Source organism: Blastopirellula sp. J2-11 (assembly GCF_024584705.1).
Classification (GTDB): domain Bacteria; phylum Planctomycetota; class Planctomycetia; order Pirellulales; family Pirellulaceae; genus Blastopirellula.
Window position 1 is genome coordinate 4,673,412 of record NZ_CP097384.1, and the last position, 19,228, is coordinate 4,692,639.

The following is a 19,228-nucleotide window of genomic DNA, read 5'->3' on the forward strand; positions in this document are numbered from 1 at the left end:
AATCGTGCATGACGCCATTCTAATCTGTCGCTCCCAAGCAGCGACGCCAAGCGGCTAACTGGCTATTAGGAAGTGGCGCGGTCGAGCCCTCATTAGTACCAAAAAGGTTGTCTCTAGGCCTGATTTTCTGGTACTAATTCTCGGTGCGGTGGGTCAATTCTTAGTAACGCCGCTACCTTCCTCTATCATTCCTACCGAAAATCAAGGAATTCGCCATCGTGAAACTTGCCCGGCGAAATTCGGTTCCTACCGCCCCGTTGGTCGTCGCGTTGGCCTTGATCACGTCCGCCAGTGCGACGCAGGCGAGCGACTTCTTTCCACAGCAAGTTGCTCCCATCTTGCAGCAGAGATGCCTTAGTTGTCATAGCGGCGATCAGCCGAAAGGCGACTTCTCGCTGCAATCGGCCGACAAAGCGTTGGCCGATGGTTATATCGAACCAGGAGACGCGGCGGCCAGTCATCTGGTCGAGTTGATCTCTCCGACCGACGGCGCCGCCGCGATGCCCAAAAACGCCGATCCGCTTACTTCGGCGGAAATCGCCGTGATCCGCAAGTGGATTGACGACGGCGCGCATTGGCCAGCCGATTTCCAACTGCAAGCGGCTCGCGTTTCTGACTTTGCTTGGTGGTCTTATCAACCTCTCAACTTGCCGGCGGTACCGAAATCAGCGGCCCCCTGGGCGAAGACGACGATCGATCAATTCATTTTGCAAAAGCTCGACGAGAAGGGGCTTCAGCATTCGCCGGCCGCCGATCGCCGTACGTTAATTCGCCGCGTCACCTACGATCTGACCGGACTACCGCCAACACCGGACGAGGTCGTCAAATTTGAGAATGATTCCGATCCGCTGGCTTACGAGAAACTTGTCGATCGACTGCTGGCCTCGGATCAGTACGGAGAACGTTGGGCGCGACATTGGCTAGATGTCGTCAAGTATGCGGATACTTGCGGTTACGACAAAGACAAATTACGCCCTAACGCGTGGCCCTACCGCGACTATGTCATTCGCTCTTTCAACGACGACAAGCCGTATGCTCGTTTTGTCCAAGAGCAGATCGCCGGCGACGTTCTGTTCCCCGGCGAACCGGATGGCGTTTTAGGACTTGGCTTTTTGGCGGCGGGGCCTTGGGATTTCATCGGGCATGTCGAAGTATCGGAAGCCAAGATCGATGGCAAGGTAGCGAGAAACCTCGACCGTGATGACATGGTCTCGAACGCGATCAACAGCTTCTGCAGCGTGACAGTCCAATGTGCTCGCTGCCACAACCACAAGTTCGATCCGATCACGCAAGAAAACTACTACGGTCTGCAGGCAATCTTCGCCGCAGTCGATCGAGCCGAACGCCCTTACGGAGACGATCCTGAGATCGAACAGGAGAAAAGCCGCCTCGAGGAAAAGCGGGAGGCGCAAAAAAAGGAATTAGCGGAACTGCAAAAACAAATCCAAAGAGACGGTGGTCCGCGGTTGGAGAAACTGGAAAAGTTGATCCGCCAGTTGCAAGCCGACGCCAAAGTCAACAAAGCGCCGGAGTTCGGTTATCACAGTTCGATCACCCAAACCGCGGCGACGACCAAATGGGTCGAGATCGATCTTGGTCAGCCGACGGACATCGCCAAGATCGTGCTGCGACCTTGTCACGACGACTACGCCGGTATCGGCGCTGGATTTGGATTTCCCGTTCGATTTCAGGTTCAAGTCGCGGCGGAAGCGAACCAATGGAGCACCGTCGTCGACCAGACAAAAGCGGACTATCCGAATCCGGGTCTGACGCCGCTGGAGATACCTGAAATTGCGGCGCCGGTCCGCTTCATTCGATTAACTGCGACTCAGTTGTGCGCTCGAAAGAATGACTACATGTTGGCGCTAGCCGAGATGCAGGCCTTCGATAACGCCGGTAACAACGTGGCGCTAGGAGGCAAAGTCACTTCAATCGATTCCATCGAAGCGCCTGTCCGTTGGTCGCGAAACAACCTAACAGACGGCAAATGGGCTCAAGACCCCGATTCGACGCGATCGATGGAATTGGCGAAAGCAATCGCCGAACGCGCCGCAATCGAAACGCCGGAGAGTATCGCCCAGCGTAATCGCCTGCAAGAATCGGTAGCGGCGATCGAGCGCGAGATCGCCGCGCTCCCCCAGAGTCGAATGGTTTACGCCGCGGCAACCGATTTCCCCTCACAGGGCAATTTTAAACCGACAGAAGCGACGCCGCGGCCGATCTATTTGCTTCATCGAGGTGATGTCCAAACTCCGCGACAAGAGGTTTCACCAGGCTTGCTGCCGTTGGGCGAGAATGCCGATTGGAAACTGGACGCCGCATTGTCAGAGGGAGAACGTCGTGCGGCGCTAGCGCGTTGGATGACCGACAAACAGCACCCGTTGGTTTGGCGTTCGATCGTCAATCGCATCTGGCAACATCATTTTGGCGAAGGGATTGTCGCAACGCCCAATGACTTTGGCCGAATGGGCGCCAAACCGACGCATCCCGAATTGCTCGATTGGTTAGCGTGCGAGTTCCGCGACGGCGGACAGTCATTCAAAAAACTGCATCGCTTGATCGTGACTAGCAGCGTCTATCAACAATCATCGCAACACGATGAAGCGCAGGCCGCCGTCGATGGCGGCAATCAGTATCTATGGCGTATGAATCGCCGCCGACTGGAAGCGGAGGAGATTCGCGATTCCATCCTCTCGGTCAGCGGGTCGCTTGACTCCACGATGGGCGGTCCCGGCTTCTATCTCTTCGCACTCGAAAAGACAGCCCACTCGCCGCACTACGAGTATCACAAATTCGATCCCGCCGATCCCGCGTCACATCGGCGGAGCATTTATCGCTTCATCGTACGATCGCAGCCCGATCCTTGGATGACGACGCTCGACTGCGCCGACTCCTCGCAAAGTACGCCGCGGCGGAATGAAACGCTCACTTCGCTGCAGGCTCTATCGCTGCTGAACAACCCTTTCAATCTGGTGATGGCGGAGCAATTCGCCGCTCGACTGGAAAGCGAGGAAGCGAATTTGCCAGATCAAATTGATCGCGCAATGTTCCTGACTACGGGACGAGCGCCAAGCGATTCGCAGCGTGCCGAAATGGTCACCTATGCTCAAGATCATCAATTGGTGAATTTATGCCGCTTGATGTTTAATCTCAGTGAATTCGTCTTTGTCGATTAAGCGGAAATTCGCCCATGATCCATCGCAGAAACTTCCTCGCCCAAGGGTCGGCCGGACTCGGCAGTCTCGCGTTGGCCATGATGCTGCATGAGGATTCGCAAGCCCAAACCGGGGGATCGATTCAAGTGCTGCATCATCCGCCGCGTGCGAAGCGGGTCGTGCAACTCTTCATGTCAGGCGCTGCAAGTCACGTCGATTTGTGGGATCACAAACCGATGCTTGAAAAGCGTCACGGCGAAAAATCGGATTTTGGCGAACAGGTCGAAGCCTTTCAAAACGGCTTGGGACCTTGGATGAAGTCCCCCTTCGCTTTTTCCCCCTATGGCGAGTCGGGAAAAATGCTCAGCGAAGTGGTCGCACCGCTGGGCGCCTGCGTTGACGACATGGCGTTCATTCACAACATGGTCGGCAAGACCGGCGTTCACTCGCAAGCGACTTATCTGCAAGCGACCGGTTTCGATCGTCCCGGTTTTCCCGGCATGGGCTCCTGGATTAGCTATGGACTGGGATCTGCCAACGACAACCTGCCGACCTTCGTCGTCTTGCCCGACCATCGCGGCTTCGCAAGCAACGGTCCCAAGAACTGGGGCTCCGCATTCTTGCCGGCCAGCTCGCAAGGAACGGCGATCTTTCCCCAGCGTGAAAATCCGATCGAAGATCTCTATGCCCGCTCCAACTATGTGACAAACACTGGTGACAAAGCTGGTCTGGAATTGCTCGCGCGACTGAACGAGCAGCATCGTGCCCAACGCCCCAGAGACTCTCGCTTGGAAGCGCGGATACGCTCGTACGAATTAGCCGCCAAGATGCAGCGCAGCGCACCTGCGGCGCTCGACATTTCGAACGAGCCGCAACATATTCTGAAGATGTACGGCCTCGATCGACCAGGTGCAACTTATCCGAGCGAGATCAATCGTGCCGAAGAAGCGGAGTACTTTGGCCGCAAATGCCTGATCGCGCGTCGGTTGTTGGAACGCGGGGTCCGCTTCGTTCAGATCTGGTCGGGCAACGACAATGGTTTTCCGCGTCGCAACTGGGATAGCCATGAAGACATCGAGCGCGATCATGGTCCGTTGGCGCATGGGATGGCGGTTGGAACGGCCGCTCTCATCAAGGATTTGAAACAACGCGGTCTGCTGGATGACACGATCGTCCTCTGGACGACCGAATTTGGCCGCATGCCCAGCACGCAGGGAAGCAAAGGACGCGACCACAATCCGTATGTCTTCACCAACTGGCTCTGCGGCGGCGGCATCCGTGGAGGCGTCAGCCATGGTCCATCCGATCAATGGGGATACAAGCCGTTAGATCGTGACAACCCGACGCAGGTTTACGATGTCCATGCGACCATTCTTCACTTGCTGGGGATCGATCATCGCAAACTGACCGTCAGAAACGAAGGGATTGATCGTCGACTGACCGACGTACACGGGCACGTGATCGAAAAGTTGCTTGCCTGATCGACTTACAGCGGCCCCAATCTCACAAAAAAAGCCTCGTCCGTGACGAGGCTTTTTTCTTACGTGGCGCTGTACTATTTTGTCAAACGTCCTTGAATGAAAAACATTCGAGGATAGAGCTTGATGTGCGCATGACCGTTTAAATCCGACTGTTCGATAATCGCCTGCACTTCGCTCGCAGTAAAGCTTCCTTTGAGCGATCGCATCCAGCTTTCGCGAACGCTGGCGGTCAACAACCATTTCGTCAACAGCACGATGGTGCTCGCCATAAAAGACAAGTCGCGGCGGTCATCACCGATGCAAAAAATTCCGTTGGGCTTGAGCACGCGCGCAACCTCACGCAAGACGTCGATCGGCGGTTCCCAATAGTGGAAGCTCTGATTCGAAATCACCGCATCCATGGTTCCATCGGCGAAATCATCCAATCGACAAGCGTCTCCCTTGCGAAAGTCAACGCGATCATCTACCCCTTCGTGCGCCGCGTTTTGATTGGCGATATCAACGTAGGTACTCGATATATCGACCCCGGTAACGCGCAGATCTTTGCGACGTTTCGCCAACGTGATCCCGATCCAGCCTGGGCCAGGTCCCAGTTCCAAGACCTTGGGCTGTTCGACTTGCTTCAACTCAGCGAGGGTGAAATTTAGAATTGGCTCATAGTCGGCGCCCGCGTAACGTTTTGTCATCCGACTATATTCGGACACGAACGTTGCGTCCTCAAAAAGTGGCTCAACGTGCGGAATACGTCGAACGCTCTGCTTCACCTTGTTCAGAGGCTGTTTCGAAACCGGCGATTCTTCCAACATGGGGTCGTTCTCAATGATGCGAACAATGGAATAGCCGCTCCGTCAGCCAACTCATGTTTATGTGCGTTGGCGCTGATAGTACCTATGGGCGCCGTCAAAGTCAAACATTCCCCCCACCATTAGCAAAAATACCTCGATCGGCGGCCCCTATTTTCGACTTTTTCATATTCTATTTCTAACAAACCAGACCTTCGAGAGAGCGCCGGTGCTTGAGAAATGCGATCGCAATGCAGATTGCTCCCCCCTCTTGGCCTGCCCCTTTTCCGTCAGTTCATCTCCGATGATGTTGCGGAAATAGAGGTCGCAGACGTTCGCCTCATCACTTGATGGGCGAAAGATGCACTGATCCGCGGCGTCGCGCGTCATGATCGTTAGAGACCGCAAAATCGGTTCGGGACTATCCGCGAGTTTCATTTCTGCTCCGACCAATCGCTCCTCTCGACCTATCTTTTCGCGACGAGCGACGTCCTCTTGAGACGCACCATCTCGTCATCCCCCGCGATCCCCCCCCTCCTGATACGCCCGCGACAATATCGCATGTCTATCTTTCGAAGATACGCGCTGAACACGATTCAGTCGCGTACCAAAAAGACGATTACTCCTGACGCCTCGTTTGGCCAGATCGAACGCTTGGAAGTGCGCGAATTGTTCGCCGGCGATTCGGCGAACTTTCTATCGCCGATTTGGTTTGAGCAACTGTCGACTTCCGCGCATTCGCAAATTGACGCCGGCAACGCCACCTTCGCCGAGGCGACAACGCAAGTCGTTTGGGAAAACACGACGCTGGACGTCTACAACGATGAATGGATCATTCAGTTGGACGCTTCGCTCGCCGCGTCGATCGCATCGCTGGCCGACGTTGCGGCGCTGCTAGACAGCGGCACGATGCAATTTGAGATCATCGGCGGTCTCGGTTTGAGCGGACAATTGCTCATTCGCACCTATGACGCCGAGATCAACGCCGTCACCGACTGGCTCGCTGGCCAATCGATCATCACCACCTTTGAACCGAACGCGTTGCTTCCGGCTCATTTGGCGACCAGCGATCCCCAAGGCGATTCGCTGTGGGGTCTGGACAATCAAGGGCAAACCGGCGGCACGGTCGACGCCGACATTGACGCGCCGGAAGCCTGGGAAATCACGACCGGAAATCCGAACGTGGTGGTCGCCGTGATTGATACCGGCGTCGACTACACGCATCCCGATCTGATTCACAGCATGTGGGTAAACCCCGGCGAAATTGCGGGGGACGGAATCGACAACGACGGCAACGGTTTTGTCGACGACGTCTACGGCTACGACTTTCTGAACAACGACGGCGATCCGCTGGATGACAATATGCATGGTACGCATGTCGCCGGTACGATCGCCGCCGAGGGAGAAAATGCTGCCGGCGTTGTCGGCGTCGCCTCGTCGGCGTCGATCATGGCGCTCAAGTTCCTCAGTGCGTCTGGTTCCGGCAGTACGGCCGACGCCGTCCGTGCTTTGAACTACGCCACCATGATGAAAAAGCTGTACGGCGTGAACGTTGTCGCCACCAACAACAGTTGGGGAGGGGGCGAATACAGTTCGGCCTTGTATAACGCAATCAAAGCGAGTGGTGACGAAGATATCTTGTTTGTCGCCGCGGCCGGCAATAACGGGACCAATAACGACGTCACTCCGCAATACCCAGCCAGCTACGGACTCGACAATGTCATCTCGGTCGCAGCGACCGACCACAATGACCAGCTTGCTGGTTTCAGCAACTATGGCGCGTCCAGCGTCGATATCGCCGCCCCCGGCGTGGGGATCGTCAGTACGATCACGCGCGGCCGTTACCTGTCGCTCAGCGGCACCAGCATGGCGGCCCCTCACGTCTCTGGCGTGATCGCGTTGGCCTACTCGGTCAATCCGTCCGCGACGATGGAACAGATCAAAGCGGCCCTCCTGGGCGGCGTCGACAATGTTGCAGGATTGCACGGCAAGGTTTCGACCGGCGGTCGTTTGAATGCGCTCGGCACGCTGCATCAACTGAACTTCAGCGTGTCCGACGCGTCGATCGAAGAAGGCGACGTGGTTGATTCGCCGCTGTCCGACTTTACGATCGAGTTTAGTGGTAATTTCGATCCGTCGACTGTCGCCGCGGCCGATTTTTTGGTCAACGGTCAAGCCGCCGACAGCTTGACGATCGTCGACGGCAATCACATCACCTTCCACTTTTCGCAGTCGCCGCTCACCACGCAAGGCGCTCAGCGGATGGAGCTATTGGCCGGCTCGGTCGCAAGAAACGGAGATGGTCTGGCTCTGACAGCCTTTGTTCGCGAGTTTTTCTATGATGCGTCGAAGCTGACCGTCTCGGAGACGAGCATCGCCAATGGCGCAGCGTTGAGCGATCTTCCGAAGTACCTGGACCTTTCCTTTAGCGAAGCGATCGACCCAACCACGCTGACCGCCGCCGATCTGCAACTGTCAAGCGGCAGCGTCGTCTCGGTCGAAATGATCGGCGATCGCACCGCGCGGTTTTGGCTGCAATTGCCGTATGACAACGGCGACGTCACCTATCAATTGGCGGACGGCGCCGTCACCGATCTGCATGGCAATGTTGGAGCCGGAATCATCGGGCATTTTTCGATCGATCTCGCCGACATCGCGGTCTACGAAACAATGGGGCCGATCCAGCTTCCTACCTACGGTTCGATCGATATTCCGCTGCACATCTCCGACAACTTGAAGATTGCGGACGCCGACATTTGGCTCGATATCGATCATACCTGGGACTCTGATCTGACCGTCGTGTTGATTGCCCCCAATGGAACGCAGATCCAGCTGTTTTCGGCGATCGGCGGATCAGGCGACGGGTTTAAGGGAACCATCCTGGATGATGACGCCGTAGCGCTGATCAGCGACGCGGCGGCGCCTTTCTCGGGTCGTTTTCGCCCGAGCGGCGATTTGTCGCTGTTAGAAGGAATGGCGACTGCCGGAACATGGACGCTGCGTGTCAGCGATTCGTTCGCCTCTGACGTCGGCACGCTCCAGTCCTTCAGTATTCACTTTTCGGTCGAATCGTCACTAGAGATCGATCCGCTCGACGACATCACGATTCATCACACCCAAGACGAGATTGACGTCGATATCGCCGCAAGTCCCGGCGCGAGCATCTCGGCCGAGGTTTTGGGAAATGTGCCTGCGGAGATCCGCTGGAATGCCGAGACTGGGCGTCTGACGATTGATCCGCCCACCGGCTATGTCGGCAACTTCACGGTACGCGTCAGCGCCACACACGGCGGCGAAACGGTCTGGGAAGAGTTCGTCGTTTCGATCACGAACGATGCGGTTCAACTCGGCGCGATCGCCGATCAAACGCTGGAACACGACGGCTTGTTGGAACTTCCCCTGGCGGTCGAAAACCGCGATGGCGACTCGCTGACGTATATCGCCACCGCGACCGACGCGTCCGGTCGCCTGGTCGAAGTTGCGATCAGCGATGGCGTTTTTCGTTTTGATGCGAGCAGCGCCACGGCCGGGAGCATGCAAGTCACGATATCTGTTTCTGACGGCGTTTCGACCGCAACGCAATCATTCTCCATCGCCATATCGGCGGCGCCGGCTGCCGCTGACCCGTTGCCGTCTGAATTTGCCGGAACAGCAGGAGAGCCGCTCGAGATTGACCTATCGCAGTACGACTTCGGCCAAGGGATGACTGGCTTTGAGGTCGAAACGCCAGACGGCGGAACGACAACCGGCGCTTCGCAATATGGCGTCGTCAAGGATGATTGGCTCGAGCAGACGAACTTCGCCTACAACTCGCAGCGTCAGGGGGAGAAGTATGTCAAAAACGAAACCGGGCAGTGGTACTTTATCACCACCGACGGGCAACATGCGTTGCTGCACGCGTGGAAAGGAAGCTTTGTCCGCAGCACCGTGATCGCGACGCTCGACATCTCCTATTACAACGACCCGAAACTTTTATACCAACACGAACCCACCTCCCCGCAAGCGGACGTTGACGTTACGATCGACCCCGCGACAGGCAAACTAGTTGTCGCGCCGTGCGACGGTTTTTTCGGTCGCGTTACGCTGACAGTGACGGCAACCGGCTCTAACGGAGCGGAATCTCGTACGTTCGACGTCGTATTTGCACAACGAACGCTGGAACTCGCGCCGATTGCGAATGATCAATTTCCGAGCGGCGAAACGCGTTATGTGCTGGATTTGCGTGATTATTTGAGCGGAGGCGACTCGGTTGTGCTCTCAGCAGCTGCAACGGCCGTATCCGACGCCGATGCATACGCGGTCGACAAAGCGATGAACTTTGTCAACGACCCGTTCTTGAGCCGAACCAACTACGCCTATAACGCCTATGGTCACCAAGAAAAGTTCATCCGCGATGCGAACTACCAGTGGTACTATCTGACCCAGGAAGGAGATCAGGCAGTCCTCTACAAATGGAAGGGAGACATCGGCGGCGGTGACCGAATCGCGATGCTTGATTCTGCTTGCTACGAAGATCCCAGCTTGTTAATCAACGCGACCGAAGCTAGCGGCGACGTGACGGCGCGCCTTGAAAACGGCCAGCTGATTGTCGATCGACCGGCAGATTTTACGGGAGAAGTTATCGTCACCATCGCGGCAACCAACGGCGGCACATCGGTTTCCCAGGTCTTTCGTATTTCGGCGACTACCCCTGCGACGAACAATGCGTCGTCCTTAGTTGACCTTGTCTCCACGTCGATGAGTTCGCTCCAAGTCAGTTCTGGATCGACCTCCGTGGAAGGGAGCAACTTCACCTCCTCAACCGCATCGCCCACGCTGGAATCGATCCAGGCACAAGTCGCCGCGATCGCCGCCGAAGTGGCCCTCCGTTTTGGCGGCGACATTGAAGAGCTCGCACAATCACGCAGCGCCGCGATTTCGACAACCGGCGCCGCACGAACGCTAGGAGGGGCCATCTCGCAAAAGAGCGATCAACTGGCCGACGTCGCCGCGGCCCAGCTGGCGCGGGACGAACGTTTGTCGATGCCGACAATCGTGAACGCGATGGACGCGTGGGGAGATCAAATCGCCAGCGAGCTGGCGCAGAGTGAAGAGACCTTCTCTAGCGAAGTGGACGATCTCTATTCTTCCTTGGATCAAGACGATTTCGACTTGCCGGAAGCATAGGCTTCCGACGTTTCACCCCGCGGACGATCGAGCGTTAAGCTCCAACCGCCCGCAACGTCGCCGAAGGCGATCCGATAAAGCCGTAGTGCTCCAGTCCTTCCAAGATCCCGCCGGCGCAATGCGCCTGGGCGAAATAGACGCGTGACGATTTGCTCTCGCGCAGCTTCTCAAGTTCCGGATCATAGTTGCCAACGACAATCCCGGCCGTCTCGCCGGTCAGCATGTCCATATCGTTGCCAGAGTCCCCCGCGGTCGCGATGTTGGTCAGCGGAATATTCCACTTGGAAGAGAGATAGCGAATCGCTTTTCCCTTCGACGCGCGATGCGGCAAGATGTCGAGAAAGCGTCCGTGCGAAAAGATCAGCGAATGCGCGACGCCGGTTTGTGACAACGCGTCTCGAATCAGCGGCAACGCTTCCTTTGGCGGCAGCGCATCGTCCAGCGAGTAGCTGATTTTGAATTCGCGCTGCGAGTGGGCTTCTGGCTGCAGATGCAAAAAGGGCAGTCCATCAAGCGCCGCATGAACCCGTTCCGGCTTCCAACGCGAACGAAGATGAGCGCCCCAACCTTTGACCGGAATCCGATCAGGTCCGTAGTACATCTCGGCGCCGACCGAACCGATGATCACGTCGATGTCGTGAATGCCATGTTTATCGAGGACATCATCGATCAATTCGAGCGCTCTTCCTGAAGCGACGCCAAACCCGATTCGCGAGCGATTTTCTTTCAGCACTTGTTTTAGCTGCGCCAGCGCTTGATCGTCACCCAACAGCGTGTTGTCGATGTCGGTGATCAGCATCCGTTCGACATTGATCATCCGCGGCCCGACCGCCGGTTTGCCAACTGCCGACGGAGTACGCGACGGTGAAGAAACGATTTCTCGAATCGCTTCGATATAGTGCTGACAATGCGTTTCCCACGAGTAAAGCTGTCGGACCAGATTGACGCCGTTGGCGGAACATTCGTCCCATTTTTCGTGATCGGTCAGCAACGTCAGCATGGCGTCGGTCAACGCTTTTGAGTCGGTCACGTCAACCGCGATTCCACTCTTGCAATTCTCGGCGATATCTTGCGGCCCTCCCTCTTGCGTTGCGACAAACGGCAACCCGGTGGCTGATGACTCAATCGAGGTGAGACCGAACAGTTCGATGAACGCGCTGTTGACGAAGATGCCCCGCTCGGACGCGGCCAGCCGATACAGTTCTGGCACGTCAAATTCGGAACTGTGATTCTTTGGGATCGCCATCTTGCCGTATAAGTCGTAGCGATCCATCGCCATCAACATATCGGTCAAAACCTTTTGCTCATTCTCCGGCATCGATTCGATATCTTCGCGAATGCCGGCGAAGACCGCGAGGTTGGCGATCGCTTGCAGTTCTTTGCTCTCGCCGTAGGCGCTAATCAGCGCATTGATATTCTTGCGGCGATCCGGACGGCATAGCGCCAAAATCATCGGCTTGTCTGGCGAAAAGTGAAAGCGATTCAGCTCGCGCCGCATCCGCATGCGAGCTTGCTTGAACTGCTCGTCAATGTTGTTGCTAGACAGCTCATAATCGTAATAGGGGAAGAAGCGGTCGAGATCGGTCCCCGGCGGAATCACCCGAAAATTGAGATCTTCTTCTTTGAAATATTCGGCGTATTGTTGGTCCCGTTCGTGTCGCGTGCTGGTGATCACCAGATCGGCGACCGAGAGGCAGTCTTGCTCGACCTGAATGCGTCGATCCATCGCCAGCTCTTTGTCCGCATCTTCGCGGGTCCACCCTTCGTCCATCAAGTAAGCCAACTTGGGCTTGCCGAGCGAGTGCCCTGTAAAGACGAACGGGACGTCGAAGACCGAAGCGACTTCTTTAGCGATATAACCGGCGTCCGCATAGTGACCATGGACCAACGTCGGCGAGCGACCTTCGCGACGCGTGAAGGTAATCATCGCGTCCACGAACTCGTCGACGTAGGGCCACAGCCGCTCTTTGCGAAGGTACCTTCCAGGTCCGCACGGCAAGCGAATCAATCGGCAATTGGGGCCCAGCTCTTCGATCGGTTCTGAATAGTCGGTAGAGACCCGTTTATCTTTGATTCGGCGAGTGAAAAGATCGACCCCGTCGACTTCCGGCAACGCGGCCAGATTTTGGGCCAACTCCAGCACGTATCTTACTTGGCCCCCTGTGTCGGCGTCGCGTCCCATTTCGATATGCGAACCGCGAATGAGCCCGTGAAGACTTATGAGCTGGATATACATCAAATACCTCCCCCTGGTTGCTCGGCGTCAAACGTCTTTAGGCGATGGCTCGACGCGCGATTTCTATGGGCTGGTTGATGAATCGTTTCGCCTCTCTCGATTCAAACCTTCATTACTTTGCAAGCGGCGTGCCGAGTCCATTTCGACCGGAAAGGGATTACTTTCCGGCGGTTTGATTGATTGCAAATCAACCACCTTGGACGACGAACCGCCCGAGTTCTCCATCATCGTAGCGACGCGCTGGAGCGTAGCGGCTACCTGCATTCGCTCCCAACTTTCCAACCGATCAAGTTGGCGCTGAAACGGACGATGCAGCAACGTCGGCGCTTTGTCGAGCAACTTTTGACCGGCGTCGGTCATTTGCACGCGGATATGGCGTCGATCGTTCTCGCTACGTTGACGAGCAATCAGCTCACGTTTTTCCAAACGGTCGAGAATGCCCGTCAGTGTGGCATGACCAAGATGAATGGAGCTGGCGACCTTACCGACCGTCGTCGGCTGTAAGCGATGAATCGCCTGCAGCGCGGCGAGTTGCGGGAAGGTTAACCCGATCTCGTGCAACAATTGTCGCGATTGGAGATCAATCGATCGCATGATTCGCCGTAAAGCGAATGCGATCTGATCTTCCAGCGGGTCATGAACTCCCATGCAAGCTTCCAGATACATCAGTGTGGGGCTTGCACTACTTTACGTGTACGAAAGAGTTGCTGTCAACTAGCGCGGACAATTACGTCATAAACGCGCATATTCGCCCCACTAAAGCCATTTCAACGGCATCTAGATATTGTGAGTGCAAAATAAAGCCCGACGCAATAGCCCCCCGACTGACGAGAATTCGACTAAGCCGAGAATCCGCGTCGCGCCAGCCCGTCGAGTAACTGTTCAAGAATCCGTCCCAATTCCACCCGATCCGCGTCAGGCAATTCTTCAAACAGTTTCAGCACGACATCATTCTTCAGAATCGTTTCTTTGACCGTCAACATGCCGCGATCGGTCAGCGAAATCAATGTCGCCCGACGATCTTCCGGATGCGGATTTCGCTCGACCAAGCCTTCGCTTTCGAGTGCGTCAACCAATTTGGTGACGTTTCGGGGAGTCACCTGGAGACGAGTGCTGATGTCGTTCATCTTACAGGTGCCGCTGCATTTCAGTGCATAAAGCAAGCGTGCACGAGACGCCGTCGTGCCGGCGGCGGCCATTTCGACCTCCAACCATTGGGAAAACGCTTTTCCAAATCGACCGATCTTTTCCGCAACTTCTTCTGAATTCAATGCTTCTTCTCGAAAAACTTGGCTGCCGCTTGATTGACAAATTGTGTACCGGTCTATAAATTTCCGCTTAGCTGCGTTTCGCAACCTTATCGATAGCGAATTCGCCCAACGGCGGCGATATCAGGAGCGTCAAAATGAGCGATCTCACGACAAATCAGCTAGAAAACGACGATTCAACCGCAGAGCGCCGAGCAAAGAACGCTTCGCCACGCATTTGGCCGCTGATCGCGATCGCCGTTTGCCAGTTGGCGATCTTGACGATTCCCGGTCGAATCGCCCCCAGCACGATGTTCCATTTTATGTCAATGATGTGGGGAGCATTGGCCTGTATGGCCCTCACGGCGGTGTGGTTAATCGCATTTTCTCGCATCCAGCTCCGCGAACGGCTGGTCTCGATCGGGCTAGTCGTCGCTCTGGCCCTGTGTGCGATTCTCTTTTCCGATCGAACGATGAACGCGATGGTCCTGGGGATCGTGCTGGCGCCGTGGGCAATCGTCGCTTGCGGGCTGGTCGCACTCCTTTCGCTTCCGTTTGGCTGGCACGTACAACGCTTCGCTTTGGCGTCAGTCCTCATCATCACGACCGGTTTGACCCTCTGCTTGAAACTCGACGGCGTTCGCGGCACGATCACCGCTGATTTTTCGCCTCGTTGGAATCCGACCAATGAAGAAGAGTTACTGGCCGAACTCAAAAACTCACCAACTCCGCACGTCGCTCCCGATACCGCGGCGCTCGCCGCGCTGACATCCACTTGGCCCGGCTTTCGCGGTCCGCAGCGTGACGGCGTCTTGCGTGGCGCTACGTTCGCTACCGATTGGGACCAACATCCGCCGCAGGAACTCTGGCGGCGGAAAATCGGTCCCGGCTGGTCCTCTTTCACCGCGATCGGCGCGCAGATCGTTACCCAGGAACAACGGGGCGACGAGGAATTGGTGACCTGCTACGACACGTCATCGGGTCAGCCGATCTGGCAATACGCGATCGAAACGCGATTTGAAGAACCGCTGGCCGGTCCTGGTCCGCGTGCGACGCCCACCTTCCATGCCGGCAAGCTTTACGCGTTGGGAGGATCCGGATTCGTTTCGTGTATCGATGCGGCCACCGGCGCCGAGATTTGGCGGCGGGACCTGACCAAGGATGTCGACGCCAAAACTCCGGAATGGGGGTTTTCCAGCTCCCCCTTGATCGCCGGCCAAGCGGCGATCGTGTTCGCAGGCGATCAACAGTACGAGGGCCAGCCCGGCGAAGCAGGCAAAGCGGTCGTCGCCTACGACCTGGAGACCGGCGAAATCCAATGGACCGGAGGTCGTGGCAAGCATAGCTACAGTTCGCCGCATCTGGCCAACCTGGCAGGCTTCGAACAGATTGTCATGATGACCGATTGGGGCGTCCAAGGACTTGCTTTTGATGACGGTGAAGTGCTCTGGGAAAATGAGTGGGACATCCAGCCGGGCAATCGCGTCGTGCAACCGCAGATCGTCGCCGATTCGGTCTATGTCGGCACGGGACTAGGGATGGGAACCAGGAGACTGGATATCGGTCACGACGCCGAGAGTTGGTCGGCGACCGAAGAATGGACATCGCGCAATTTGAAACCCTACTTCAACGACTTCGTCCAGTTCGACGGACATTTTTACGGATTCGACGATCGCATCTTTACCTGCATCGAAGCGGCGAGCGGCGATCGCATCTGGAAAGGAGGCCGCTATGGTCATGGACAGACGCTGTTGGTCGAAGAGGCCGGCGTGCTGGTCATCGTGAGTGAAAATGGTGAGTTGGCGCTCGTAAAAGCGACGCCTGAGGAGCACGAAGAAATCGCGAAGTTCCGCGTATTCGACGGCAAGACTTGGAACCACCCAGTCATCGCCGACGGTAAGCTGTTTGTGCGCAACGGCGAAGAAATGGTCTGCTTCCAACTGCGCGATTGGCAAGAAACAAAAACGGCCGACGAATAGTCGTCGGCCGTTTTTTGCGTTGTTCTGAAACGTTACTTTTTCGCGGATAAGTCAATCTCGACAAAATCTTGATCGACGGCGACTTCCATCGTACGCCGATATTCACGCGGTCGCTTGACGCGACGCGGAGCACGCGTGGACTGGCCATCGCCAGCCAACGAGTCTCCTCCAGAAATCGAGACGAGATGTTCACCGGGAAGTACGCCTTCACGTCCGTCGATGTAATGCAGCGTGAATTTCCCCTCCGCGTCGGTGATCCCCCACGATGCGGCGCCGTCTTGCTGCGGCGAAAAGGTGACGTTCATGCCGGCGATGGGAGTTCCGTCGTCGGTAATCAATCCCTGCAATGGAGCCAATGCTGGCCCCTTTGCGCCGCAACCCACCAAAGCGACGAGCGATAAAACGAGCAATAAGCTTCGCATTTTCATCAGTTGCTCCCTTGTGGCTGGGGTGTTATTCGTTGCTGATCACGGAGCCGTCCGCGCGATCAAACAAGGACATCAGCGTTTGCAAACCGGTCGTTTCCGCATAAAACGCAACCGAACCGTCGGCCCGCGCCATTTGGGCGCCGCCTGGATGCTGCGAACGAAAAATCGTATGGCGGTAGTAGGGCTGATTATGTCCGATTCCGGTTCCATTCCAATTGATGCCGTGACGGACGGTCGCGACGTTCAACCACCATTCATCCCAGCCGCCTACGCCGCATGACCAGGCGCCGCCATCCCAACTGCCGCCGCGCCAGTCGCAGTTTCCTGCTGCGCAATTGGGACCATTGTAAAAGCTCGACTGCTCCCCAATCGTGATCGTGTTGCTGGTCCCATCGACCACGTCGCGAAATCCAATCGCGCGCGAGTTTTTCTCATCGATCGAAACGAGCGTCCCGTTCCAAGTCACATAGCCATAAATTCCCCATTCGCCCGGCTTGGCGTCTTCGTTCACGTTCGCGCCGCTGAAATAACTGCCGGCGCTGCCCACATAGTCGGCAATTTGATATTCGATTTCGGCGGGAGCACCCAACGCTTGCGTCCCCGACGAAGTGGCCCGCTTGCGGGTTTTCAGCATCGTGCTGGAAGGACAATTCAAAGCAGAAACGCGCAGCGCGTTGGTAACTTGCCAATTACGGTTGGGGCCAATCTGGTCGGACCAATCGGTGTCGATAAACGTCATTTGATCATAGGCGGCGTTTTGCTCCATTTGCGGCAACAAGCGAGTCAGCCACGAAGCGCCTCCTTTGCGATCCGCAGATGGCATGAGAACGGCCGGCGGAAAAACTTGATGCACGTCGTGGTAGTTGTGGATCGCCAACGACAATTGCTTCAAATTGTTCGAGCAGGTCATCCGTCGCGCCGCCTCGCGGGCTTGCTGTACGGCCGGCAACAGCAAGGCGATTAACACGCCGATGATGGCGATCACCACCAACAGCTCAACCAGGGTAAATCCAGATTTCTTGGGCATGTGAGCAATCCTCGCAATAGCGTTATAAGAAATACCAAGCGCAAGGTAGCGACAATTTTTACAAATTTCATGCCAGCTACGTCTTACTACTGATTACTTCTGTGCGCAACCGAGAGAGAACGCTCATTTTACGGCGATTGGACCTGGATTTTCCTGCAGCCGAGAATTACTTTACCAATCAACGTCCGCCAGAGTGAGACGAGTAACGAAGTACGCGTCTGCTTTTCGAGCAGGGGCCTACGAATGGACGAAAAGCAATCGCTATACGCCTGTGGGAATCTGCGATTTTTTCAGGTCGCGCAGCTGCTTCGCTTCGTCCATTGCTTTGTAAACCGGATCGAGCGGATAGCAGCCAGAGACGATTCCGTTGCGCGGCGCCGTCGTACAGTCGCTGAACGTGCGACAAACTTTCTTCCGCTTCATCTCTCCCTCTTGCAACGTCGCCGCCGGAAGTTCGGGGAAAGAAAGAACCATCCGGCCAAGTCCGACGCTGTCGATCCAACCTTCGCGCACGACCGCTTGGGCGACATGCGGCAGATAGTCTTGCAAATAGGTGAAACCGGTCGCGACCATCGTGACGTTGGGCGCCGCCGCTTTGCACTGGCGCGCGACCTCAATCATACGAGCCACGCCGATAAGCGGATCTTCGGGCGGTTGATAACCGTCGCTGGGCGGAAAGATCGCCGGCCGTTGAATATGGGGATTGTAGTAAGGACTGCCGCAAGTGATGTTGACGCCGATCACTCCGAGCTCGCCCAATTCGCGAATCAATTGAATCGGCTCTTTCAAATCGATCTCGAGCGGATTTTGGGGATTCGAACCGAAACCGCAGGGGTAAGGCAAACAGTCAGAGAAGTCCATCGGCTCGCCGACCGCATCGCCTTGCTGATACGGTACAAAATCAAAGGCGCTCAAGCGAACGCCCACTTCCAGCCCCGGCAGTTCGCTTTTGATCCGTTGAATGATCGTCTTGATCAGACGCGACCGTCCGGCGAAGTCTCCGCCAAACTTTCCGGGTCGCAAGCGAGCGCCCAGAAACTCATGCAATAAATAGCCGTGACATGCTTTCACATCGACAAACTGATAGCCGACTTCTCGCGCCAAGCGCGCCGCGTTGACGTAGCTGTCGATCAAACCTTCCAACTCTTCGTCGCTCCAGACGACCGAATCGTCGCTTTCATCAATGTCAAACTTGGCGTCGAGCAGCGGATGATGATAGGCGATCCGCGGTCGCAATTGATGATCGGGCAGCGGTCGACAAAACCGGCCAGAGTGAGTCAACTGGAGACCGATGATCAGGTCGTCGGCGGATCCAAAAGAAGTCTGATGGGCCGTAACCGCCGCTTCACGCAGTTGGGCGAGTCCGCCGATATTGCTGTCAATCGCCATCGTCTGACGAGGATTCGCGCGACCATCCGGCTGAACCGCCGCCGCTTCACCACCCCAGATCATTTTGGCGCCAGAGAGTCCAAAGTTGCGCCAGCGACGGATCGTCAGTTCGGTCGGCGAGCCATCATGATTCGCGTCCCACCCTTCCATCGGATGAATCGTCCAGCGATTGCCGGCCGTCAGCGGTCCCCAGGCCAACGTATCGGCCAAAGGAGACCCAGCCGCGGCGGTTTGAATCTCGTCATCGCAGGGCAATGTGATTCCCAAAGCGTGCAGGCGTTGGCGAAACTGCTCGACCGTTTTCAGCTGGGCGATCTTTTCGTATTTCACTGGTTTCT

At 56.4% G+C, this 19,228-nt stretch carries 11 protein-coding genes; 4 read left to right on the top strand and 7 right to left on the bottom strand.

Annotated elements, in window-relative coordinates; all coding sequences use genetic code 11:
- The first annotated feature begins 218 nt into the window (after positions 1 to 218).
- Positions 219 to 3,176 carry a DUF1553 domain-containing protein gene (locus M4951_RS18455; RefSeq protein ID WP_262023107.1) on the top strand — a complete coding sequence of 986 codons (2,958 nt, stop codon included), beginning with the start codon at positions 219 to 221 and terminating at the stop codon, positions 3,174 to 3,176.
- A 14-nt stretch (positions 3,177 to 3,190) separates the two neighbouring features.
- Positions 3,191 to 4,636 carry a DUF1501 domain-containing protein gene (locus M4951_RS18460; protein WP_262023108.1) on the top strand — a complete coding sequence of 482 codons (1,446 nt, stop codon included), beginning with the start codon at positions 3,191 to 3,193 and terminating at the stop codon, positions 4,634 to 4,636.
- Between the two features lie 74 nt (positions 4,637 to 4,710).
- Here the strand turns inward: M4951_RS18460 and M4951_RS18465 are convergent, their stop codons facing one another.
- Positions 4,711 to 5,322: a class I SAM-dependent methyltransferase gene (locus tag M4951_RS18465; RefSeq protein WP_262023109.1), complete on the bottom strand. Its 612-nt coding sequence runs from the start codon at positions 5,320 to 5,322 to the stop codon at positions 4,711 to 4,713.
- A gap of 657 nt (positions 5,323 to 5,979) precedes the next feature.
- Here M4951_RS18465 and M4951_RS18470 point away from each other — a divergent pair.
- Entirely contained in the window at positions 5,980 to 10,584 is a 4,605-nt protein-coding gene (locus tag M4951_RS18470; protein ID WP_262023110.1) for a S8 family serine peptidase, read from the top strand.
- A 34-nt stretch (positions 10,585 to 10,618) separates the two neighbouring features.
- Here the strand turns inward: M4951_RS18470 and M4951_RS18475 are convergent, their stop codons facing one another.
- The 3 genes from M4951_RS18475 to M4951_RS18485 form a co-directional block, all read right to left on the bottom strand.
- Complete coding sequence (locus M4951_RS18475) at positions 10,619 to 12,820, bottom strand: HAD-IIB family hydrolase (protein ID WP_262023111.1); 2,202 nt, start codon at positions 12,818 to 12,820, stop codon at positions 10,619 to 10,621.
- 63 nt (positions 12,821 to 12,883) lie between these two features.
- Positions 12,884 to 13,468 carry a MarR family winged helix-turn-helix transcriptional regulator gene (locus M4951_RS18480; RefSeq protein WP_262023112.1) on the bottom strand — a complete coding sequence of 195 codons (585 nt, stop codon included), beginning with the start codon at positions 13,466 to 13,468 and terminating at the stop codon, positions 12,884 to 12,886.
- 191 nt (positions 13,469 to 13,659) lie between these two features.
- Positions 13,660 to 14,091: a MarR family winged helix-turn-helix transcriptional regulator gene (locus M4951_RS18485; protein ID WP_262023113.1), complete on the bottom strand. Its 432-nt coding sequence runs from the start codon at positions 14,089 to 14,091 to the stop codon at positions 13,660 to 13,662.
- Positions 14,092 to 14,225: 134 nt separating this feature from the next.
- Here M4951_RS18485 and M4951_RS18490 point away from each other — a divergent pair, with 134 nt between their 5' ends.
- Positions 14,226 to 16,046: a PQQ-binding-like beta-propeller repeat protein gene (locus tag M4951_RS18490; protein ID WP_262023114.1), complete on the top strand. Its 1,821-nt coding sequence runs from the start codon at positions 14,226 to 14,228 to the stop codon at positions 16,044 to 16,046.
- A 32-nt stretch (positions 16,047 to 16,078) separates the two neighbouring features.
- Here the strand turns inward: M4951_RS18490 and M4951_RS18495 are convergent, their stop codons facing one another.
- The 3 genes from M4951_RS18495 to M4951_RS18505 form a co-directional block, all read right to left on the bottom strand.
- Positions 16,079 to 16,474, bottom strand: a complete 396-nt coding sequence (locus M4951_RS18495; RefSeq protein ID WP_262023115.1) for a carboxypeptidase-like regulatory domain-containing protein — start codon at positions 16,472 to 16,474, stop codon at positions 16,079 to 16,081.
- Between the two features lie 25 nt (positions 16,475 to 16,499).
- Positions 16,500 to 17,501, bottom strand: a complete 1,002-nt coding sequence (locus M4951_RS18500) for a DUF1559 domain-containing protein (protein WP_262023116.1) — start codon at positions 17,499 to 17,501, stop codon at positions 16,500 to 16,502.
- A gap of 261 nt (positions 17,502 to 17,762) precedes the next feature.
- Positions 17,763 to 19,220 (bottom strand): NADH:flavin oxidoreductase, encoded by a 1,458-nt coding sequence (locus M4951_RS18505; protein WP_262023117.1) that lies wholly within the window; start codon positions 19,218 to 19,220, stop codon positions 17,763 to 17,765.
- Positions 19,221 to 19,228 lie beyond the last annotated feature (8 nt).